The 23,526-nt window shown below is 25.8% G+C and carries 24 protein-coding genes, 1 tRNA gene, 1 other RNA gene and 1 pseudogene; 14 read left to right on the top strand and 13 right to left on the bottom strand.

Annotated elements, in window-relative coordinates; genetic code table 11:
* Positions 1-53: 53 nt before the first annotated feature.
* From rsmD to ruvX, 4 genes are all read left to right on the top strand, one after another.
* Positions 54-632, top strand: coding sequence for a 16S rRNA (guanine(966)-N(2))-methyltransferase RsmD (rsmD, locus tag FD726_RS02710; protein ID WP_159990061.1), 579 nt, complete (start codon positions 54-56; stop codon positions 630-632).
* Between the two features lie 289 nt (positions 633-921).
* Positions 922-1,893, top strand: coding sequence for a porphobilinogen synthase (gene hemB, locus FD726_RS02715; protein WP_159990100.1), 972 nt, complete (start codon positions 922-924; stop codon positions 1,891-1,893).
* 311 nt (positions 1,894-2,204) lie between these two features.
* On the top strand, positions 2,205-3,149 hold the full coding sequence (gshB, locus tag FD726_RS02720; RefSeq protein WP_159990062.1) for a glutathione synthase: 945 nt from the start codon (positions 2,205-2,207) through the stop codon (positions 3,147-3,149).
* 381 nt (positions 3,150-3,530) lie between these two features.
* Positions 3,531-3,962 carry a Holliday junction resolvase RuvX gene (gene ruvX, locus FD726_RS02725; protein ID WP_159990063.1) on the top strand — a complete coding sequence of 144 codons (432 nt, stop codon included), beginning with the start codon at positions 3,531-3,533 and terminating at the stop codon, positions 3,960-3,962.
* Positions 3,963-4,048: 86 nt separating this feature from the next.
* Here ruvX and FD726_RS02730 read toward each other — a convergent pair whose 3' ends face one another.
* Complete coding sequence (locus FD726_RS02730; RefSeq protein ID WP_159990064.1) at positions 4,049-4,279, bottom strand: oxidative damage protection protein; 231 nt, start codon at positions 4,277-4,279, stop codon at positions 4,049-4,051.
* Positions 4,280-4,440: 161 nt separating this feature from the next.
* On the opposite strand from FD726_RS02730, the gene trmB reads away from it, so the two are divergent.
* Positions 4,441-5,181, top strand: a complete 741-nt coding sequence (trmB, locus tag FD726_RS02735) for a tRNA (guanosine(46)-N7)-methyltransferase TrmB (protein WP_159990065.1) — start codon at positions 4,441-4,443, stop codon at positions 5,179-5,181.
* Between the two features lie 32 nt (positions 5,182-5,213).
* Here the strand turns inward: trmB and hemW are convergent, their stop codons facing one another.
* The 5 genes from hemW to ribB form a co-directional block, all read right to left on the bottom strand.
* Positions 5,214-6,353 (bottom strand): radical SAM family heme chaperone HemW, encoded by a 1,140-nt coding sequence (gene hemW, locus FD726_RS02740; protein ID WP_159990066.1) that lies wholly within the window; start codon positions 6,351-6,353, stop codon positions 5,214-5,216.
* A 92-nt stretch (positions 6,354-6,445) separates the two neighbouring features.
* The gene (locus FD726_RS02745) at positions 6,446-7,150 is read right to left on the bottom strand and encodes a YggS family pyridoxal phosphate-dependent enzyme (RefSeq protein WP_159990067.1); all 705 of its coding nucleotides are present in this window, start codon (positions 7,148-7,150) and stop codon (positions 6,446-6,448) included.
* An 83-nt stretch (positions 7,151-7,233) separates the two neighbouring features.
* A complete protein-coding gene (locus tag FD726_RS02750) occupies positions 7,234-8,040 on the bottom strand; it encodes an alpha/beta fold hydrolase (protein ID WP_159990068.1) in 807 nt (268 codons plus the stop codon).
* A gap of 267 nt (positions 8,041-8,307) precedes the next feature.
* The gene (locus FD726_RS02755; RefSeq protein WP_159990069.1) at positions 8,308-9,048 is read right to left on the bottom strand and encodes a 1-acylglycerol-3-phosphate O-acyltransferase; all 741 of its coding nucleotides are present in this window, start codon (positions 9,046-9,048) and stop codon (positions 8,308-8,310) included.
* Positions 9,049-9,294: 246 nt separating this feature from the next.
* Positions 9,295-9,948, bottom strand: a complete 654-nt coding sequence (gene ribB, locus FD726_RS02760) for a 3,4-dihydroxy-2-butanone-4-phosphate synthase (protein WP_159990070.1) — start codon at positions 9,946-9,948, stop codon at positions 9,295-9,297.
* A gap of 725 nt (positions 9,949-10,673) precedes the next feature.
* Between ribB and FD726_RS02765 the strand changes: the two genes are divergently transcribed.
* A complete protein-coding gene (locus FD726_RS02765) occupies positions 10,674-11,897 on the top strand; it encodes a multifunctional CCA addition/repair protein (RefSeq protein ID WP_159990071.1) in 1,224 nt (407 codons plus the stop codon).
* 105 nt (positions 11,898-12,002) lie between these two features.
* Here the strand turns inward: FD726_RS02765 and folB are convergent, their stop codons facing one another.
* Positions 12,003-12,362, bottom strand: coding sequence for a dihydroneopterin aldolase (folB, locus tag FD726_RS02770; RefSeq protein WP_159990072.1), 360 nt, complete (start codon positions 12,360-12,362; stop codon positions 12,003-12,005).
* A 149-nt stretch (positions 12,363-12,511) separates the two neighbouring features.
* The gene (tsaD, locus tag FD726_RS02775) at positions 12,512-13,534 is read right to left on the bottom strand and encodes a tRNA (adenosine(37)-N6)-threonylcarbamoyltransferase complex transferase subunit TsaD (protein WP_159990073.1); all 1,023 of its coding nucleotides are present in this window, start codon (positions 13,532-13,534) and stop codon (positions 12,512-12,514) included.
* A 252-nt stretch (positions 13,535-13,786) separates the two neighbouring features.
* Here tsaD and rpsU point away from each other — a divergent pair, with 252 nt between their 5' ends.
* The 7 genes and pseudogenes from rpsU (at position 13,787) to FD726_RS02810 (ending at position 20,117) form a co-directional block, all read left to right on the top strand.
* A complete protein-coding gene (rpsU, locus tag FD726_RS02780) occupies positions 13,787-14,002 on the top strand; it encodes a 30S ribosomal protein S21 (protein WP_159990074.1) in 216 nt (71 codons plus the stop codon).
* A gap of 123 nt (positions 14,003-14,125) precedes the next feature.
* Complete coding sequence (gene dnaG, locus FD726_RS02785) at positions 14,126-15,871, top strand: DNA primase (RefSeq protein WP_159990075.1); 1,746 nt, start codon at positions 14,126-14,128, stop codon at positions 15,869-15,871.
* A gap of 205 nt (positions 15,872-16,076) precedes the next feature.
* Positions 16,077-17,912, top strand: a pseudogene (gene rpoD, locus FD726_RS02790) (RNA polymerase sigma factor RpoD); the annotation flags it as partial.
* 155 nt (positions 17,913-18,067) lie between these two features.
* A tRNA-Ile gene (locus tag FD726_RS02795) sits at positions 18,068-18,140 on the top strand.
* Positions 18,141-18,476: 336 nt separating this feature from the next.
* On the top strand, positions 18,477-19,148 hold the full coding sequence (locus FD726_RS02800) for a DedA family protein (protein ID WP_159990077.1): 672 nt from the start codon (positions 18,477-18,479) through the stop codon (positions 19,146-19,148).
* Between the two features lie 274 nt (positions 19,149-19,422).
* A complete protein-coding gene (locus FD726_RS02805) occupies positions 19,423-19,821 on the top strand; it encodes a phage holin family protein (protein ID WP_159990078.1) in 399 nt (132 codons plus the stop codon).
* Positions 19,818-20,117, top strand: coding sequence for a hypothetical protein (locus FD726_RS02810; RefSeq protein WP_159990079.1), 300 nt, complete (start codon positions 19,818-19,820; stop codon positions 20,115-20,117). The genes FD726_RS02805 and FD726_RS02810 overlap by 4 nt, the downstream gene beginning before the upstream one ends.
* Positions 20,118-20,139: 22 nt before the next feature.
* Here FD726_RS02810 and rnpB read toward each other — a convergent pair.
* Positions 20,140-20,527, bottom strand: an RNA gene (gene rnpB / locus FD726_RS02815) — RNase P RNA component class A.
* Between the two features lie 165 nt (positions 20,528-20,692).
* On the opposite strand from rnpB, the gene ppa reads away from it, so the two are divergent.
* Entirely contained in the window at positions 20,693-21,229 is a 537-nt protein-coding gene (ppa, locus tag FD726_RS02820) for an inorganic diphosphatase (RefSeq protein WP_159990080.1), read from the top strand.
* 93 nt (positions 21,230-21,322) lie between these two features.
* Here ppa and cysQ read toward each other — a convergent pair whose 3' ends face one another.
* From cysQ to rpsF, 4 genes are all read right to left on the bottom strand, one after another.
* Entirely contained in the window at positions 21,323-22,081 is a 759-nt protein-coding gene (cysQ, locus tag FD726_RS02825) for a 3'(2'),5'-bisphosphate nucleotidase CysQ (protein WP_159990101.1), read from the bottom strand.
* 120 nt (positions 22,082-22,201) lie between these two features.
* Positions 22,202-22,651: a 50S ribosomal protein L9 gene (gene rplI, locus FD726_RS02830; RefSeq protein WP_159990081.1), complete on the bottom strand. Its 450-nt coding sequence runs from the start codon at positions 22,649-22,651 to the stop codon at positions 22,202-22,204.
* A 48-nt stretch (positions 22,652-22,699) separates the two neighbouring features.
* Complete coding sequence (gene rpsR / locus FD726_RS02835; RefSeq protein ID WP_159990082.1) at positions 22,700-22,927, bottom strand: 30S ribosomal protein S18; 228 nt, start codon at positions 22,925-22,927, stop codon at positions 22,700-22,702.
* A 106-nt stretch (positions 22,928-23,033) separates the two neighbouring features.
* A complete protein-coding gene (gene rpsF, locus FD726_RS02840; protein ID WP_159990083.1) occupies positions 23,034-23,432 on the bottom strand; it encodes a 30S ribosomal protein S6 in 399 nt (132 codons plus the stop codon).
* Positions 23,433-23,526: the final 94 nt, after the last annotated feature.

The following is a 23,526-nucleotide window of genomic DNA, read 5'->3' on the forward strand; positions in this document are numbered from 1 at the left end:
TTGATATTTATTAAATATTATTCTTATTTACATATTACAATATAAATTAAATTATGAAAAAAAAATCTAAAAATTATCTTTCTGGATATGTGCGCATAATAGGAGGTCAATGGAAAAGACATAGATTACCAGTAATAAATATTGACGGATTACATCCTACTACCGATCGTGTCAGAGAAACTTTATTTAATTGGCTCAGTCCTATAATTCAGAAATCTAATTGTCTTGATTGCTTTACAGGTAGTGGAGCTCTTGGATTTGAAGCTTTATCAAGATATGCACATTTTGTAACAATGCTAGAATTAAGAATTTCTGTGGTAAAACAATTGCAAAAAAACTTAAAAAAATTCAAAGTTTTTAACAGTGAAATTATACAAACAAACACTTTGTGTTGGCTAAAACAAAAAGGTAAACCATTTGATATAGTATTTATCGATCCTCCATTTAATAATGGTCTTATAAGTGAAACTATATATTTGTTAGATAATAATGGTTGGACAAAAAATGATTCACTCGTATATATTGAAAATCACATAAATATTAAACCAGTTACTATCCCAAATAATTGGATATTACACAATAATAAAATTGCTGGAAAAGTAAGTTATTCATTATACAAAATAAGAAAATAAGATCATTATTAATATTAAGATAAGTTTAAATATACGAGTACATTTGTTTTTTAGATACCTTATTTTATAAATATAAAAAATTAATTTTTTTAACAACAAAATGATTTTAAATAACAGATATAACACAAATCAAAAAATCGTTTACAAAAATATTATATAATTAAATAAAACAAAAAAAGAAAATCAACCAAAATTATTTTTATTTAAAAATAAGTAAAATGAAATTTATTTGTTATGATTTTCTTTGGTTAATTAAAATATATTGATAACATAGTTAATAATCATGAAAATAATTAATTTGGCACAACGTCCAAGAAGATTACGTGTTAATACTTTAATACGTCAAATATTCCAAGAAAGCAATATTAGTTTAAATAAATTAGCTTTTCCAATATTTGTTGAAGAAAACTTAGATTCTTATAAAGAAATAGAAACTATGCCAGGTATAATGCGAATTCCTGAAAAAAAATTACCATATGAAATAGAACGCATAGCTAATGCAGGTATCAATACAGTATTGGTATTTGGAATTTCGCATCACAATGATTCTACAGGCAGTGATACATGGAATGAAAATGGTTTAGTATCTAGAATGATTCGTATATGTAAAAATACAGTACCAGAAATTGTATTAATATCTGATATTTGTTTTTGTCAATACACTAATCATGGGCATTGTGGTGTAATATATAATAATGATGTTGATAATGATAAAACCTTAGGTAACATGTGTAAACAAGCAGTGGTGGCAGCAGCATCTGGTGCTGATTTTGTTGCACCTTCTGCTTCTATGGATGGCCAGGTATGTAACATAAGAAAAGCACTAGATTTGTCTGGTTTTACTCAAACTTCTATAATTTCTTATTCAACTAAATTTGCTTCCTCATTATATGGTCCTTTTCGTCATGCTGCTAATATTAATGTTAATGAAGGTCGTAATACTTATCAAATAAATCCATTGAATCGTAGAGAAGCTATTAGAGAATCTTTAATTGATGAAACAGAAGGAGCAGATGTGTTAATGGTAAAACCGGCAGGTTTGTATCTAGATATATTACGTGATATACGAGAAAAAACACAAATACCTATAGCTGCATATCAAGTAAGTGGAGAGTACTCGATGATAAAATTTGCTGCAAAAGCTGGAGCAATAGATGAATATAAAATGATTTTAGAAAGTTTAGGTTCAATCAAAAGAGCTGGTGCAGATATCATTTTTAGTTATTTTACTCTTGATCTAGCTGAACAAAAAATTATTTAATTTTTGTTCAGTATCATAATCAATCTTAATATAAATATTTTTAGCTATTTAAAATTAATTTTTCAATATCAATAATGTTTACATATAAATATATCACTGTTTACAATGTTTTTATTAATTATTAGTTTTTATTTAATCAATATAGTTAATATTACTAAAAATAAAATATGAATTATTTTACATAAAATGGTATTACTATTGACAATAAATAAAATATTATTGGTATTTTATTAATTAAAAATTTATAAAACTAAATATTAACTTATTGTAATAAACCAATTATTCGTAAATTATTCTAATAAGGTATAATAATGGTTAAGTTAGGTGTAATAATGGATCCAATTTCTTCTATTAATATAGAAAAAGATACGACATTTGCTATGTTATTGGAAGCAAAAAAACGTTGTTATGAAATTCATTACATGGAAATAAAAGATATTTTTATGTATAAAAATTTGGCTTATGCAAATACAAGTTTACTAAATGTACAAAAAAACTATAAAAATTGGTATCAGCTTGATACAAGAAGAGATATAAAACTTTCTGATCTTGACATAATATTAATGCGGAAAGATCCACCATTTGATATGCAGTATATTTATACAACGTATATTTTAGAACATGCTGAAAAATTAGGTACTATTATTGTAAATAAACCACAGAGCTTAAGAGATTGTAATGAAAAATTATATATATCATGGTTTAATGAATTTACTCCCAATACATTAGTAACTTGCGATAAAAAAAAACTAGAAAATTTTTGGATTAAATATGATGATATAATAGTAAAACCTTTAGATAATATGGGTGGTAAATCTGTTTTTCGTTTAAAAAATAAAGATTCTAATTTTTCAGTTACTATAGAATCAATAACTGAAAACGGTAATGTTTTTTGTACAGCTCAAGAATATATTCCAGATATAAAATATGGTGATAAAAGAGTTTTGTTAGTAGACGGAGAACCTGTTCCTTATTGTTTAGTTAGAATGCCTAAAGAAGGTGAACATAGAGCTAATCTTAGTGCTGGTGGTCATGGAGAAGTAAGAACTTTAAATGCAAATGATTTAAAAATTGCTAAAAAGATTGGTCCGATTCTAAAAAATAAAGGTTTAATTTTTGTGGGATTAGATATTATTGGTAATAAAATTACAGAAATTAATGTAACTAGTCCTACTGGTGTTTGTCAAATAGAATCAGCATTTCCAATTTCTATCACTTCTATGTTAATGGATGCAATTGAAAAAATTTTGCGTTAAACATGAATATATTTAAATTATAATTTATTGTTTTGATCTATTATAGATCAACTTATTTAAAATATAATTTCTTAATTATTATGATTTCATCACATAAAACATTTTTTAAATATTTTATATATATATGATTATTTAATATATAATATTTAATATATAATACTGTTATAGCATTGTTGATTAAAATTATATGAAATTTTATATATTTAATTTACATTTCTGATTATGCTATGATATTTATTTTAAGTAATATCAATTAATTTGTTAATTACAACGATTAGTAGCACAACGCTTCAAATATCTAGCATAAGAATATTTAAGTAATATTATTTTAAATTTCAGATTAAAATCAAATAATATTATTACTAAAGGAAATATACAGAAATGTCAATAAAAATTATATTAGCATTTGATTTTGGTAATAAAAATATTGGTGTTGCAATAGGACAATTGATTACTGGTATAGCAAGTCCTATGAATTCTTTAAAAGTTAAAAATGGCATACCAAACTGGGTACAAATTGAAAAATTAATAAAACAATGGAATCCTAGTATAATTATAGTCGGTCTTCCACTAAATATGGATGGTAGCGAGCAACATACTACTTCCTGTGCTAAAAATTTTGCCAATTATTTACATAATAGATTCGGCATCAGTATTTATATGCAAGATGAACGATTAAGCACTAAAGAGGCAAGATCTGAATTGTTTGAATTTGGTGGATTCAGATCACTGAATAAAGATTCAATTGATTCAAAATCTGCTGCAATTATTTTACAAGATTGGATAAGATCCTATCTTACAGTAATAAATTAAATAAAATATGTTTTTAATAAATTTAGTATAATAACAGTTATTTAATTTAAATTATTAAATTTACTTTTAATAATAGCAAAATTTTTCTATTTAAATAAAAATTTAATCATTTCATTTTCTAATATTTTTCGATCTTCTAGATTAATTAATTTGAGTTTCTTTTCATTTATTAATATTGTTTGTTTTTTAGTCCAGTGTTCCCAAGCTTCTTGAGAAATTTCATTATAAATACGTTTACCAATTTTACCTGGATAAATTTGAAAATCCATGCCTTCAGCTTTGCGCCTTAGAAAATTACAAAAAATAATACGATTCATTATGAAATCCTTATAATATTGAAGCAAAGAAACATATAATTAATTTTAATAAAAAAATTACGTTTTAAAAGTATTTTAAATAATTAGTTGAACTTAATAATATAAAATATTAATATTAATTTTGCTGATTTTTAAATCAAATTATAAATTATATAATACATATGACTAGTAACTTTATTTCTTCAAAATATAACAATAACATTAAAATTAGTATAAATAAATCTCATAACAGGATTCGTAGTTTTGTATCACGACAAAGAAAATTAACTCAACATCAATTAAATGCAATAAAAAATAACTGGGCAGAAATGGTTATTGAGTTTACACCAAAATTAATAAATTTTTCTAAGTTATTTAGATCAGATAAACCAGTTATTATGGATATTGGATTTGGTAATGGAAAATCTCTAATTAGTATGGCACAGCATAACTCACATCAAAATTTCTTAGGTGTTGAAGTATATTTACCAGGTATTGCAAATTGTCTGATAGAAGCAAAAAAAGTACAAATAAAAAATTTACGTCTTGTATACTATGATGTTCATGATGTATTAGAAAAAATGATTCCTGATCATTCACTGAATAAAATACAACTGTTTTTTCCTGATCCCTGGCCAAAAATTTGCCACCATAAGCGCAGAATTATAAATACATCATTTACTAATTTAGTAGGTCAAAAACTTAATAAGTACGATTCTTTATTTCATATATTAACAGATTGTAAAAATTATGCATCTTATATAATGCAAATAGTAAATAATACTAGTAATTCTAAAAGCCAATTTATAAGACAAAGCAATACCATTATCTCTAACTTCAGCCGTCCTGTTACTAAATTTGAACAACGTGGAAATCTTTTAGGAAATAAAATACATGAATTAATTTTTAAAAAAATAAATTAAATGTATTATAAATAATTAGTTAATATGTAAACTTATTTATCTATTAAAAATAATTCTAATAAATCATTTAGAAACAATCTTCCTTTTTTACTTATTTGCCAATATTTCTTTGATTCAATAATATAACCATGTGATATTGCTTTATCTATATTAGAACGAATAAATTTTTCTTTTAATCCAGTAGATATTTCAAAATCTTCTCGAGGTAATATTTCTATTAAGCGAAATCTGTTTATAAAATATTCAAAAGGTTTATCTGTATCAGAAATTATATATTTTCTATCAACATAAAATCCTTGCATAAATTTTTGCGGATGACGTGTTTTGATAGTTCGTAATATCCTGCCGTCAGATTGTGTAATTTTTCCATGTGCTCCACAACCAATACCAATATAATCACCAAAATACCAGTAATTAAGATTATGTTTACAATAATAATTTGGCTTCGCATAATTTGATATTTCATATTGTTTATAACCAGATTTAATTAGTAGATTATGACCTTCTTTAAATATATATGATAATACATCATCATCAGGTAAGATAATATTTTTTGCACTAAAAAATGTGTTGGGCTCAATAGTTAATTGATACCAAGATATATGTGGAATATTGAATGAAATAGTTTTCTGTAAATCGTTGACAGCTTCCTGGATAGATTGCTTAGGTAATCCATGCATTAAATCAACATTAATATTGTTCAATCCAGCATCTTTAACTAAATAAATTGCGTTGTTTATTTCTTTAACATTATGAATACGTCCTAAATAATTGAGATGTTTATCACTAAAACTCTGTGCACCAACTGAAATACGATTAATGCCTTGATTTTTATAAAAATATAATAAATCTATATCAATAGTGCCAGGATTAATTTCTATAGTAATTTCTATATCTGATACAAAATTTAAATTTTCTTTTATGCCATCTATTAATAATTTCATAGATTCTATATCAATTAAACTAGGTGTTCCACCACCTATAAAAATAGTACATATTTCTCTATCGTTAATTAAATGTAGATCGTTTTTTAAATCTAGTAATAAATGATTTATATAATCGATATATGATACTTTTTTTTTTAATTCGTGAGAATTAAAATCGCAATAGTAACATTTTTTTACACACCAAGGAATATGTATATATAGACTTAACGGAGGTAGATAAACCATATTATTTACAATTAAATATAATAAATATAAGTTAAAGTTAATAGTAGCAGTTATAAAAAATTATAAAGATATATCATTTATCTAGAATAATATCATACATTTTTATAATTGTTTCTAATTCCAAAAATTTTGGTGCCAATACGTAACATTGTGCTTCCTGTAACAATAGCTGCTTGCATATCATTACTCATTCCTAATGAAAGAGTATCAATATTTACAAATTCTTTTTTAAGTTTATTGAATATTATTACCATTTTTTGGTATTCATTTACTTGTTTAGTGTAATCATTTTCTAATTTTGGAATAGCCATCAATCCGCGTAATCTTAATTTAGGTAAAGATATGACTTGTTTCGCTATCTTAAAAACATTATCTGTTATTATTCCAGATTTTTTGTCTTCCTTACTAATATTAACTTGAATTAGTACATTAAGAGGCAGTAAACCTGTAGGCCTTTGATCATTTAATCTATGTGCAATATGAATTCGGTCAATTGTTTGACACCAAGAAAAATATTCCGCTACTAAACGGCTCTTATTAGACTGTAAAGGTCCTATAAAATGCCATTCTAAATTAGGATAAAAATATTTTATATACTTAATTTTTTTTATACCTTCTTGTACATAATTTTCTCCAAAACTTTTTTGTCCTAAAGATGCAATCTCCATAATATCACTTACAGATTTGTTTTTACTTACTGCAATTAATTTAATATTTTTGGAGTTGCGATTATATAATGATGCTATATCGTCAATTTTTTTTAGTAGTTCTTTGAAATTATTTTGGATAAATGTCATAAAATATAATAGTAAATATAAATTTAAAATTTTTAGTAATATGTAAATAATTAGTTATTAGTTTAATTATTAGTAATGTAACCTTATTCTCTTAAAAAAGAAATTATGTCCTCTTTTAATTGATCTTGATGCGTAAATACAAAACCATGAGGACCATGTTCATATAATTTTAATTTTGAATTATATATCAATTTATGAGTTAATTTACTCGTAAATTCATAGGGCAAAATTTTATCATTACTTCCGTGAATAATTAAAGTAGGAATATTGATTGTACTTAAATCATAGTAAAAATTAGTTTCAGAAAATGAAGTAACACAATCAATAGTTGCTTTTAAAGATGCTAATAAAGCAATATTTAAAGTTTGAATAATTATACCATCCGATACTATATTACCATAAAAATTTTTTGCAAATTCTTTGATAAATTGAGGTCTATCCTTTAATAGTTCTAATTTTATAATATCAAATACTGACTTATCAATACCATTTGGATTATTTTTATTTTTAATAACCATTGGTGTTATTGTTCCCAATAGTACAAGTTTTTCTACTTTATTTGTTCCGTATCTACTAATATAACGCAATACATCTCCTGTACCCATAGAAAAACCTACTAACATGACTTTAGATAATTTTAAATGTTCTATCAAACAATAAATGTCATCAGAAAAAGTATTATAATCGTAACCAAACCAGGGTTGTTCCGAACGACCAAAACCTCTACGGTCAAAAGCAATCGATCGATAACCTTGATTTGCAAAGAAATACATTTGGTAATCCCACATATCGGAATTTAATGGCCAACCGTGGCTAAATATAATAGGTATTCCTTGTCCCCAATCTTTATAGTAAAGATTACATTTATCGTTGCTTGTAAATATACTCACTGTTCGGTTTTCCCTTACTTGTGAACAAATTTATTTAATTAAATTAAAAACTTTTTTATTAGCTATTAAATATTAATTTTATTAAGATTTTTAAGTTTACATTTATAATTTTTACAGAATGCATATAATTAATATCTATTAATTCCAAGATTGCCAATATCATTAGGATATTATTATATTAATAATAGTAAAAGTTATTTTGTAGTTTTAAGTTTTAACATCTAATAAATTTTCATTCAGCATTTTTTATAGAAAAATAATAATATTCTAAATGTCTCCATGTTTTTCCCTTAATTCTACTTCAGCATTTAACTTTTTCAATTTTTCTTGCATTAATTCATGACATAGTGTTGCTAATTCACGAACAGATGAATATTTATAAGTTTTTAAATCTATAGGAGAAAGCATTTCGATAATTACTAAACCATTTCTTAATCTATTAAGATTAATCTTACCATGAGTATTTGAAAAAACAACTGGAATAATTGGAACTCCAGCTAATATTGCAGCTTGAAATGCTCCAGATTTAAAAGGTAATAATCCTTTTCCATTACTTCTAGTACCTTCTGGAAAAATCCAGAATGAAATACTTTTTTGTTTAAGTTGATTAACTATTTTCATAATAGTAGCATAAGCTTTAATTTTATTATCACGATCAATTAGTATATTTCCAGTAATCCAGTAAAATAATCCAAAAAAAGGAATCCAAAACAAACTTTTTTTACCAATAGTAACTGTGTTAGCTGGAATTATTTTGGATAAAATTATCATATCATAATTGTTTTGATGATTTGCTATATAAATGGCATTACCTAAATACTTCTCAGTAAATTGTGATTTCCTTAATTCTATTTTTATGCCTAATAATGTTGATAGTATTCCTATCATGCGTCCAAATATAGATACATGATTTGGACGTCTAGGAGAAAAAGAACACCAAATAACACCGATAATACAAATTGTAAAAGAATAAATCATAAAAAAAATCATACGTAATATTAACAACATATACATCTCCTTATTATATTTTGGAAATGTTTTCAATTAATATATTTTATTTTTTATAATAATATAACATATAAAAATGTGCTAATTATAATAAATCAATATCTTATAGTGATCAATATATTAAAGTTGCTTGCATTATTATAAACAAAGAAAATAAATTTTTAATTATTCAAAAATATTATAATATATTTTAACTTTTTATAAAATTGTCATTATCGCTTTACTACATAAAAATTAAATATATCTTTATATCTTAAATATTTTTTTTATTTTTCTGAATAATATCAAATCTTCCACTGTTACTATAGGCATACCATGAATATTTGCGAATGCAATAGCTTCTTGCATATGAGCCATTGAACCATCATCATTAGTTAGTTCACATATAACTCCAGCTGGTTTAAATCCAGCTAGTTTAACTAAATCTATTGTTGCTTCAGTATGTCCTGCTCTAACTAAAACTCCTCCTGTGCGAGCACATACAGGAAATATGTGACCAGGTCGGTTAAGATCTTCAGGTTTTGCATTTTCTGCTATTGCAGCACGAATAGTAGTAATTCTATCCTTAGCTGATACTCCTGTAGTAACTCCCTTAGCTGCTTCAATAGTAACAGTAAATCTAGTTCCGTAAAAACTTGTATTATTTTCTACCATCATTGGCAAATCTAATTGTTTACGTAATGCTTCAGTTAAACAGAGACAAACAATTCCACTACCATAACGAATTGTTAATGCCATTTGCGCTACTGTCATGGTTTCAGCAGCAAAAACAATATCACCTTCATTTTCACGATTTTCATCGTCAACCACTATCACACCATTTCCACTACGTATAGCAGAAATAGAACGTTGCACACGTTCTTCTAGTGTTCCAAATTCAGAAAGCGACTTCTGATTCATATTGATAAGCCTTTTGATAATTATATTGAATTACTAAAAAAAGAGTAGTTTTTATTTTTAAAATAAAAATATATTATTATATCTGAAATATATTATTATATCTGATATGATTTTAATTTATATTCTAAGTAACAACTGATGGTTTTGATAACAATATTACTATTTAAATATTAATAATCAAGTAACTAAAATTAATTATTCAATTTATTAATATTCAACATAAAATTTATTTTTAAAATTTCGTTGTACTTAAAAAAATAAAGTGTTAATAATTATCTTATGATAAGGTCCTTAAATCGATTATGTGTTCTAATTATTAAGAATAACATTTTATTTTATTAAAAAATAAAAAATTTAATATATGATTTGTATTATTTATTATGAAATAAATATTAATAATATTCTATTATAAATGGATTATTTATAATATTGATTTATTTTATCAAGTATTAATCTGTTATTATTTTTTAATTAATGATAAACAATCACTGTATAGATAAAAATTCTATATTATGTTGTATTTGATGAATATGAAATACAATAAATTATAAAATTAACTTTTAATGTTAAATGAAAATAAAACTGTAAATATATAATAATTAATAAATAGTAGTGTTAATTTAAAAGTAAATTTATCTGTTTTTAACATCATGTTATATTGAAATCAGAATTACTGAAAATAAAAATTATTCTAGATTATTTTATTAATTTATGGAGATTAATTAATGAAGGTCTTTCTTGTTGGAGGTGCAGTACGTGATGCATTGCTTAATATACCTACTCAAGATAAAGATTGGGTTGTAGTTGGTGCTACTCCTGCAATGATGTTAGAAAATGGCTATAATCAAGTAGGTAATAATTTTCCTGTTTTTATTAATCCAAAAAATGGAGAAGAATATTCTTTAGCTAGAACTGAACGTAAAACAGGAAAAGGTTATAATGGATTTACTACCTGGTCTGCTCCAAATGTTACATTAGAACAAGATCTAAAAAGAAGAGATCTAACCATAAATGCTATAGCATGTGATGATCAAGGTATATTAATTGATCCCTATAATGGTCGAAAAGATATTATCAATCGTAAATTACGTCATGTATCTTCAGCATTTAATGAAGATCCTCTACGCGTTTTACGTGTAGCAAGATTTGCAGCAACATTCGCTCATTTGCATTTTCGAATAGCTAAAAAAACAAAAAAACTAATGTATCAAATGGTTAAAAGTGGAGAATTATCTAATTTAACAACAGAACGTATATGGCGCGAAACTAGTAAAGCTCTTATATCAATAAATCCCCAAGTATATTTTTATATTCTAAAAGAATGTGGTGCACTAGATATATTAGTCCCAGAATTAAATGATTTATTTGGAATTCCTTCTCTATTGAAGTGGCATGAAAAAATAGATACTGGCATACATTCATTAATGTCATTAGCAATATCTACTGCTCTATCTGATTCTATAGATGTTAGATTTGCTACATTATTCCATGATATAGGTAAATCATTAACTCCAGTAGATCAATTGCCTAAACATCAAAATCATAGTCAATTGGGACTACCATTAGTTAAGTCATTATGTAAACGTTGGTCTGTACCAAATTCCGTTCGTGATTTAGCTATTATAGTAATTCAACTACAAGATCAGATAAATAATATTGAAACTAAAACTGCAGAATATATAGTAGACATTTTCAATCGCATTGATGCATGGCGTAAACCATTCCGAGTAGAACAAATAGCTATTGTTAGCGAATCAAATGCGAGAGGTCATACCAGAAAAAGTCATTCATATAATCAAAGCAATTATTTACGTTTAGCTTTTAAGTTAGCTCAAACTGTTTCTACTAAAAATATAATTCAACAAGGATTTACAGGTATTAAAATCTTTGAAGAATTAACTAAACAAAGAATTGAAGCTATTAAAAATGGTTTAGGTAAAACTTATTAAATGATAATTTAAATACATACAATATATTATTAGTATTTTTAACCTAATTTACCTAAAATAACGATACTATAATTGTTATTCATCTATTTTAATTAAAGTTTTATATTAAGTCATTATACCGCGTTTAATTTTAATTCCCACTTGTTTTGCTTGAGCTATTGCATTGGGTTTGCTTACTTTTACACATACACCAGGTGAATTAAAACGTTTCATTATTAAATTTGCTATTTCTTCAGCAACTTTTTCAATTAATAAAAAATGATTTTTTTCTAAATATACTAAAATAGTTTCAGATACATCAGAGTAATTTAAATATTTATCGTAACCTTCTTCTTTTTTTCCTAACAATTTATTATCCCACATTATTTCAACATCTAAAATTAATTTTTGTTTTATATTTCTTTCCCAGTCATAAATACCAATTTTAGTAAATATAACTAATTGTTCTATAAATATAATATCCATAATCTTAATTATCGTGATTTTAAATATCAATTTTTTGTTGAATTCATTATCTAAAAATCATTATTATTCTAAATATTAGAGTAAATACTATAGTAACTGATTATTTATTAAATTATTTTAATAAAAACATATTTGATTTTCATGGTATATTATAAGTTTGGATCTGAAAGTTCTGTTAATGACCAACGAGGATATACCTTAATAGATAAATCCTTACGTATATCACTTTTAATACGTAACATACCGACATATGCAATCATAGCACCATTATCTGTACAAAATTCTGGACGAGCACAAAATAATTCTGCATTAAATTTCTTAATCATTACAGACATTCTTTTACGTAAAATAAAATTAGCACTAACTCCTCCAGATAATACTAAACGTTTAAATCCAGTTTGTTCTAAAGCATTTTTACATTTGATTAATAAAGTTTCTATAATTGCATCTTCAAAAGCTAATGCAATATCAGAACGAGTTTGATCATCAATATTATTTTCATTAATAGTATTTGCAGCAAATGTCTTTAATCCAGAAAAGCTAAAATTCAAATTATTACTACAAGTCATAGGTCTGGGGAAAATAAACCTTTTTGATTTTCCGTTTCTAGCTATTTTTGACAAAATAGCTCCTCCTGGATAACTAATACCCAATAATCTAGCTACTTTATCAAAAGCTTCACCTGCAGCATCATCAACTGATTCACCTAATATTGTATATAATCCAGTTCCGATTACACTAACTAATTGTGTATGACCACCTGAAACTAATAATGCTAAAAAAGGAAATTTTGGTTTATTATTACTTTCTAACATTGGAGCCATAATATGACCTTCCATATGATTTACTGGTATAGCAGGTATATTCCATGAAAATGCTAAAGCATGACCAATTGATACCCCAACCAATAAAGAACCAACTAACCCAGGTCCTGCAGTGTACGCTATAGCATTAATTTGGTTTAATTTCAAATTAGCATGTTTTAGAGCCGACAAAATCATTGATGCAACTTTTTGAATATGATTCCGTGATGCCAATTCTGGGACTATACCCCCATAACAAGCATGAAATTTTCCCTGACTATATATCTTGTTACTTACTACTCCAAGTTTTTTATCATAAATTGCAATGCCAGTATCATCGCAAGAAGTTTCAATCCCCAATACGCGCATATAATCCTTTATTCCATAAAGATACTTTTTATTTTTATCGGTAAACTTCAATATGAAAGAATATTATTCTTTATATGATATATCTAAATAATTATTATTAATTATTGTATTTTTATTAATTAAAAAATTAATATTTTGCAAATCAATTTATAATATACTAAAATATTTTGGACGTTAAGAACTTAATTATAATATATTAAAATTAACAGCGCAATAAGATACTATCCATAATATAAATGAAGGAATAATGTAATGCCAATAATTAATGTTCGTGAAAATGAACCATTTGATGTAGCTTTGCGTCGTTTTAAACGATCTTGTGAAAAGGCTGGAATATTAACTGAAGTTCGTCGTCGTGAGTTTTACGAAAAACCCACAGCAGAACGTAAACGTGCTAAAGCATCAGCTATTAAACGTCATTCAAAAAAAATAGCACGTGAAAACGCACGTCATGTTCGTTTATATTGAATATATTATTATAATAAATTACCTATACTTTAATTTACTTATAGTTTAAATATCGAAATGCAATTAATTATTTTTTACTACTCATTTCTTTTTATGATTTTATATTAATATTTAATTGGGCTTATGACTGAAATAATTTCACGTAAATTCATCATTGAACTAATTTATAAAACAGATATTATCCATTTAATTAATAATCGTATTAATTTAAAAAAACACGGAAATAACTTCTATGCATATTGTCCTTTTCATAAAGAAACAAATCCTTCTTTTGTAGTTAATAGCGAAAAACAATTTTATTACTGTTTTGGTTGTGGTGTTCATGGTAATGCTATAGATTTTTTAATGAAATATGAAAACCTTAATTTTATAACAGCTATAGAAGAGTTAGCTAATATAAATAATGTTGAAGTAATATTTGAAAACCATCAGTATTCAAACAAAAAAATTACATTTTTTAGAAAAAAATTATATGTTCTAATTGATGAAATCTATAATTTTTATAGAAAAGAACTTAATAAAGTTAGTGCAAAATATGCTCTAAATTATCTTAATCATAGAGGTTTAAATATAAATACTATAAATCGTTTTGGGATTGGGTTTGCCCCTAAAGGATGGAAAAATATTCTTAATAAATTTGGAAAAAATGATAAAGATCGTGAATTATTAATTAAAGCTGGTATGTTAGTTAATAAGGAAAAAGACTATTTATATGATAGATTTCGTGAAAGGATTATATTTCCAATTAGAAATAGAATAGGCCATGTAGTGGGTTTCGGCGGTCGTTCAATCTATAATCGACTACCTAAGTATCTAAATTCGCCTGAAACAGATGTTTTTCGTAAAAGAAATCAACTATATGGTTTATATGAAGCACTGCAGTGTAATCCAAAACCGGATTCTTTAATAATAGTTGAAGGATATATAGATGTAATTATGTTATCTCAATATAATATTAATTACGCTGTCGGTTTATTAGGAACTGCAATAACTGTTGAACATATTAGACAATTATTTTACCTAACAGCAAATATAATTTTTTGTTTTGATGGAGATAAAATAGGACGTGAAACTGCTTGGAAAACATTAAAAATAGCATTACCTTACATGAATGATGGTTATCAAATTAATTTCGTTTTTTTACCAGAAAATGAGGATCCAGATACATTGATCCGTAAGGAAGGTAAAATTAATTTCGAAAATAGAATAAAAAAAAGTATACCACTTTCTCATTTTCTATTCGACACACTATTAATGAAAGTGGATCTTCATTCATATGATAGTAAAACTAAACTAAGTGCATTAGCATTACCATTAATTTCTCAAATTCCAGGTAAAACATTGCGTATCTACATGCGTAAACAACTTGGAATTAAATTAGGTATTCTTGATGAACACTGTATTGAACAATTAATACCTAAAATAAAAACCGAAAAAACTACTCCTGCACTACCATCTTTTAAATTTACTACTATGAGAATTTTATTAGCATTGTTAATACAAAATCCGAAACTAGCAATTTTAGTTCCATCTTTTAGTGATTTTTCAGGATATAAAATATCTGGTTTGTCTATATTTATAGAAATAGTAAACCAATGTAATAAAAATGTCATATCAAATACAGCACAATTATTAGAGTTATATCGAGGAACAAATTTTATTACTAAGCTTGAAACATTAGCATTGTGGAACCACATGATAGTAGATGAACAAATCAAAGCAGTATTTCAAGATTCGTTAAATAAAATCCGTAATAACTTACGTGAACAACAACTTGAATTTTTAATTACTCGTGATCGTATAAGAAAATTGAATAGTGAAGAACGTAACCAATTTTGGGTTCTGAGTAAGATATTCGCAAAAAAATAGCTTATTTAGTAAGCATTTATATTTTTTAAAATAATAATTCATGTTAATAAATTTACTAACCTGGTAAAAGATTAAGAATCAATTTATTAACGTTTAAGCCATGTCTTATTTAAAATATTGTTCTGCTAGAGGCAGTACTCTTGCTTCATTTATGAGCAAAAATTAGCTCGTAGCCAATAGATATCAATTTAATTCACAGGAGTTTAGATACCGTCTTATGGAACAAAATTCACAGTCACAGCTTAAACTTCTTATTACTCGAGGCAAGGAGCAAGGATATTTAACCTATGCTGAAGTTAATGATCATCTACCAGAAGATATCACTGACTCTGATCAGATAGCAGATATTATTCAAACAATAAATGATATGGGAATTCAGGTGGTAGAAAAAGCTCCAGATGCTGACGATTTAATATTGAATGAAAGCAATTCTAGTACTTATGATGATACTTTAGAAGAAGTTGCTGCTCAAGTATTATCAAGTGTTGAATCTGAAATTGGGCGTACTAACGACCCAGTACGCATGTACATGCGTGAAATGGGTACAGTAGGATTACTTACTCGTGAGGGAGAAATTGATATCGCAAAAAGAATAGAAGAAGGAATTAATCAAGTTCAGTGTTCAGTAGCTGAATATCCAGAAGCAATTACTTATTTATTAGATCAATACGATAAAGTTCAGTTAGGAGAATCTAAATTATCTGATTTAATAATAAATTTTATTGATCCTAATGCAAAAGAAAATTTAACGCCTATACCTGATCATATTGAATCTGAATTATGTGAAAAAGATTGCAATAATAGTGATGAAGATGACGAACATGATGAAAATATAGATCCAGAATTAGCTCGTGAAAAATTTTTAGCTCTTAGAGAACAATATGAAATAACTAAAACTGCTATTAAAATTAAAAGCCGTAACCATATAGATGCTATTAATAAAATCAAAAAACTATCAGAGATATTTAAAGAATTTCGTTTAGTACCAAAACAATTCGATCATCTAGTAAATAATATGCGCAATATGATAGAACGCATACGTTTTCAAGAAAGAATAATCATGAAATTTTGTGTTGATTTATGCAAAATGCCTAAGCAGAATTTTATTAGATTATTTTCTGGTAATGAAACAAATGAAATGTGGATTAAAGATATTATATTGATGAATAAACCATGGTCTGAAAAATTTTTAAAATATGAAAATGATATTTTAAATTGTATACAAAAATTAATTGAAATAGAAGGAGAAACTGGATTAACTGTAGAACAAATAAAAAATATAAGTAAGCGTATGTCTATTGGCGAAGCTAAAGCTAGAAGAGCTAAAAAAGAAATGATAGAAGCTAATCTTCGTCTAGTTATTTCAATTGCAAAAAAATATACTAATCGAGGTTTACAATTTCTAGATTTAATTCAAGAAGGTAATATAGGTTTAATGAAAGCAGTGGATAAATTTGAATATAGAAGAGGTTATAAATTTTCCACTTATGCTACATGGTGGATCAGACAAGCAATTACTAGATCTATTGCTGATCAAGCACGCACAATTAGAATTCCTGTTCACATGATAGAAACTATCAATAAATTAAATCGTATTTCACGTAAAATGTTACAGGAGATAGGTCGTGAACCAACACCAGAAGAATTATCTGAACGTATGTTTATCTCTGAAGATAAAATTAGAAAAGTTTTAAAGATAGCTAAAGAGCCAATTTCTATGGAAACTCCGATAGGAGATGATGAAGATTCACATTTAGGTGATTTTATTGAAGATACTACTTTAGAATTACCTTTAGAATCTGCTACTTCTGAAAATTTAAGATCAGCAACTAATGATATACTTGCAGGTCTTACTGCACGTGAGGCTAAAGTATTAAGAATGCGTTTTGGTATAGATATGAATACTGATCATACATTAGAAGAAGTTGGAAAACAATTTGATGTTACTAGGGAGCGAATTAGACAAATTGAAGCTAAAGCTCTGCGCAAATTACGTCATCCTAGTAGATGTGAAATTTTGCGAAGTTTTTTAGATGATTAAATTTTTAGAAAATTAACTGTAATATTTTCCTTTTTATGTTATCATTACTTGTTGAGAAGATAACATAATTTATTCTAAATAAGAATAAAATTTGATCGTCATAGCTACTATATATCTTTATATCTTTTATGAATTTAATAGACTATTTAGACTAAGGCCTCTTAGCTCAGTGGTTAGAGCAGGCGACTCATAATCGCTTGGTCGCTGGTTCGAATCCAGCAGGGGCCATTAAAAAACCAACAAGCAGTTAAAGGTAATAATATTCAGTAATAAATTATATTAATATTTTTTGTGATCAAAAATCATAGATAAATATAATTTATAATATTTTAAAAATCATTGTAAATATTAGTAATTCAATTAGTTTTTTTCTATAATAAAAATATTTATTACTAAATATTTTATTTAAAAACTTAGTAATAAAAATATTAGTTCTTTAAAATTTTATTTTGATATACCTTTCTGCTATTTTATCAATAATGTACTATATTACAGAATAATCCTATGGATATGAAAAATCATTTTATATGGAAAATTATTTGATGAATAATTTGGGAATTATGAATGAATATTTTACAAACTTTATTACATGCTTTATGGCAGAAAGATTATAATACTTTATCAGATCCCACAGTAATGTGGTTAATTTATGGAATTTTATTCATCATTGTATTTTTAGAAAATGGATTATTACCAGCTGCTTTCTTACCAGGAGATAGTTTACTGATTTTGGTTGGAGTTCTCGTAGGAAAAGGAATAGTTAGTTTCCCACTTATAGTTATTATACTTACTATCAGTGCTGGTTTAGGTTATTGGATAAGTTATATACAAGGAAAATGGTTAGGAAATACTATAGTAGTACAAAAATGGCTAGCACAACTGCCTGATAAATATCATAAAAGAGCACATAATCTTTTTTATCGTCATGGTCTTGCTGCATTATTAATAGGAAGATTTATAGCTTTTATACGCACTTTACTGCCAACAATTGCTGGAATGTCAGGATTAAATAATATACGTTTTCAATTTTTCAGCTGGATTAGTGGATTATTATGGGTTATAATACTTGTTACCATGGGATTTGTATTAAGTAAAACAAAAATTTTTATTCATTATGAAGACAAATTAATGTTTTTATTGGTGTTATTACCATTAATTTTGTTATCATTTGGAATGATAAGTTTAATTGTAATGTTTTACAAAAAATATAAGTCTAATAAAAATAAAATTAAATAATATGTTATTCTATAAATTTATATAATATCAATTTTATGTAGCATTATTATACATATTAATTTATTTTGAATTTTTGATTGTTAATGTCTATAATTTGTTATTATATTGTTAATATATTTAAAAAAGTAATAATACATGTACATGATTAAGTATTACGATAAGATATAAATATCTATCATTAATCTGATATTATAATTTGATATGAGATTGCACATTTATTCTATTAAAATAAAAATAGTCTTCTGTTATTTATATGTTAACTCAAGATATGATCATGGATACTTCAAAAAATAAACAGAAACCCAGCAAAAATATCATAAACATTACTCAAAATATCATTGCTAAAGTTATTAGTATAATTGAAACTAGATTACGTTTAGCAACATTGGAAATAGAAGAAGAAAAATCTAAAATTTTAAAGATATTATTGATGATAACAATAATGTTTATGTTTATTTTTTTAGGAATGCTTTGTTTATTAATGATAATAGTATGGTCTGTAAACGCGAAATATCGAATTTTAACTATGATTATTATAAGTATTATCTTATTTTTATTATCTTTTTTGGTTGGATTGTATACTTTTAAAAAAATCCGTCAATCTACTTTGTTACAATATACTCGTAAAGAATTAAAAACTGACTGTAACATACTTGAGGATAAAAATGAATGAAAAACAAAAAAAGTGAATCAATAAGTTTAATATGCAATGAAATACACAACCAGCGTATAAATTTATCAACATTGAAAAATGACTGGATTATGGGAATGACAAAATATGATAATTATTGGTTAATTATTATGAATGTAAGTAAATACTTGTTTATTAGTAGTGGTATTTTAGCATTATTTTTTAGAAAATTTCGTAGATTTAATTATCTATTAAAATGCATTAAATATGGATATTTAGGATTTTTAAATAGCTTAAAGGTTATAAGATACCTTGTGAACTTAATTAAGTTTATTTAATAACTATATTTGTTTTTTACTTTTTTAAAGTCAACCTATAAGCCGGGTTCTGTCATGGACAGTCATTCATCTAGATCAATAATTACTTATTGATTCAAGCAGCCTACCCGGGGTTATTAGCACGGGTTGTACTTTTCTTTTTTTAAAGATATTCCCCTATTTGGCCTTACTCTAGGTGGAGTTTACACTGCCAACAACTGTTACCAGTTGAGCGGTACGCTCTTACCGTACCTTTTCACCCTTACTAACTAATATTCTTTATAGATAGCGGTTTTTTTCTGTTGCACTGTTCGTAAGCTTTCACTTCCCAGGTGTTACCTGGCACCCTACCCTAAGAGCCCGGACTTTCCTCCCCTTAATTTGTCTTGTTATACTTTTGACAAAAAAGCGGCGACTGTCTAGTTGACTTTTATGATATAATTATAACACATATTATCCTTAATATTACATTAATTAATTGATATTTTATAAAAATTTATCATAAATTATGATGATATGATATTTGTTAAATATTTTTAATAATTATGTTATTATGAGTATAATATTAATATATTTAGATTTAGTAAAGGTATATAATGAACATTAATCTTGTACCATCAGGTTTGCAAATACCAGAAGATATTTATGTAATTATTGAAATATCAGCAAATGATAATCCAATCAAATACGAAATAAATAAAAAATTGGGAGTTTTATTTGTTGATCGTTTTATACTAACAACCATGTTTTATCCATGTAATTATGGTTATATTAATAACACTTTATCTCTTGATGGTGATCCAGTTGATATATTAGTCCCGACTCCATATCCAATAAGACCAAAATCTGTAATTAGATGTCGTCCTGTAGGTATTTTAAAGATGATTGATGATTCCGGTGAAGATTCCAAAGTAATTGCCGTTCCGCATAATACAATATCACAAGAATATGATAACATTTATAATGTTAATGACCTTCCTAGGTTATTACGTGATCAGATAGCACATTTTTTTGCGCATTATAAAGATCTAGAACAAGGAAAATGGACAAAAATAATCTGCTGGGATGATGCTCAAGCAGCTAAGCAAGAAATTGTGTCTTCTATTGAACGTGCTAAAAAATTAAATGATTAAGTATTTTTAATTTGTATTTTACATAATTTCATTGTTATTTGATATTTTAAAGAATTTGGCTATCGATTTTTTTATTTTAAATGATTTTTTAAATTATTTATCATAAAAAACAGAAGCTAAAAACTTTGGATTAGTTAATGATTGGCGGGGTATATAGTTTAATGTTTTTCCACTCCAATCTTTAACATGTGCTCCAGAAGCTACGGCTATTACATGTCCTGCACTTGTATCCCAGATGTTGGTAGGACTAAATCTAGGGTAGAATTGTATTTTTCCTTCAGCTAGCAAACAAAATTTAAGTGATGATCCTATTTTAATAATATTGTAATTACTTAATCTAAATAAAAATTCATTTATTTCACTGACACAACAATTGTTATGCGAACGACTAATCGCTACTGTTGGTGGAGTGATATAACAAGAACGAATCTGTTGTGTTTCATTATTTACTACCTTGTACGCTTTATCTCCATGTATCGCATGGTACATAACATCTAAGGCTGGTGCATAAACAACTCCTAAAGTAGGTATTCCCTGTTCAATTAATGCTATATTAACAGTAAATTCGTTGTTACGTTTAATAAATTCTTTTGTTCCATCTAATGGATCTATCAACCAATAGCTTTGCCAATTTTTACGAATTTCCCAAGATATTGGGTTTTCTTCTGATAGTATGGGAATATCAGGTGTAAAATTTTTTAATCCTTTAACAAGAATATCATGTGATAAAATATCTGCATTTGTTACTGGAGATTTGTCATTTTTTTGATTAATTTCATAATTAATATTATTATATATTTCCATTATAGCTTCGCCTGCTAAACGAGCTAGCATACAAGTATTTTGTATTATATTTTTTTTGTTTTTATTCATATAATGTTTTATATGGTATATTTTAAGTAAAATAAAAATTTTATATTATATAAAAATATTTAAAATAATGAATTTATTAATAAAAATTATAGTATATTATTAACACGATATAATATTTACGATCAATCTTGCAGATATTTCATTATGAATATTAATATAAACTTCATGTTCTCCAATTGTACGTAAAACACCATTAGGTAATCTTACCTCACTTTTATTTATTTCAATACCATAAGAGGCAATTGCATCAACAATATTACGAGTACCAATAGAACCAAACAGTTTACCCTTTTCTCCTGATTTAGATGTAATCGTAATTTTGCCTAATTTTTTGATTTTTTCTGCTTTATCTTTTGCAAAAATTATATTTTCGGTTAATTGGTTTCGTAATTTTTTTTGATTTTTTTCAAATAAACTAATATTATTTTTAGTGGCAATTACGGCTTTTCCAGTCGGAACTAAAAAATTACGTGCATATCCAGATTTGACATTAACAATATCACCAATATCACCTAGTTTTTTTATTTTATTAAGAATGATAATTTTCACTATATAATCCACCAAATAATGTAAAATATTTTTATTATAAAAAGAAAATTACTTATGCCGGTCAGTATAGGGTATTAAAGCTAAATAACGTGCACGCTTAATAGCTGTTGATAATTGACGTTGGTACTTTGCACAGGTACCAGTAATACGGCTTGGAACTATCTTTCCATTTTCAGTAATGTAATTTTTAAGTGTTATAATATCTTTATAATCAATTTCATTGATCCCTTCCACAGTAAAACGGCAAAATTTGCGACGACGAAAATAACGTGTCATATATTTAATCCTTCTAGATGTATTATTGTAATTTTTTATGACTGAATATTAGGTTTAGGTAGTGGTTTAATTATTATTATTAAAAATTTTATAATAAACAAATTATTTACTCTTCAGAATCTTCAATGTCAGAAATATTAGTTTCATTATCTATAAGATCTTCTCGTTTATTATTTCGACGTTCGTCTTTAATTTTAATTATACATGAGGGTTCAATTATTGCATTCTTTACACGTGTTATCATACTACGTATTATCATATCGTTTAATCTAAAATTATTTTCTAACTCTTTAATTGCTTCTCGAGGTATTTCAATATTAAGCAAAAAATAATGAGCTTTATGAAGATTATTAATTGGATAAGCTAATTGACGACGACGCCAATCTTCTAACCGGTGTACTTTTCCTTTAGATTTTTTTACATAACTAGTATATTGTTCAACTATACTTAAGACTTTTTCGCTTTGATCTGGATGTATCATAAACACAACTTCATAATGACGCATTGTAATTGCTCCTTAAGGGTTATAGCTTCTTTTATAATATTAATTCTCCACTACTACTATTGAGAAGCAAGGAACTATATTTAAAACACAAAGC

The organism is Pantoea sp. SoEX (genome assembly GCF_009829945.1).
In the GTDB taxonomy this organism is placed as follows: domain Bacteria; phylum Pseudomonadota; class Gammaproteobacteria; order Enterobacterales; family Enterobacteriaceae; genus Pantoea_C.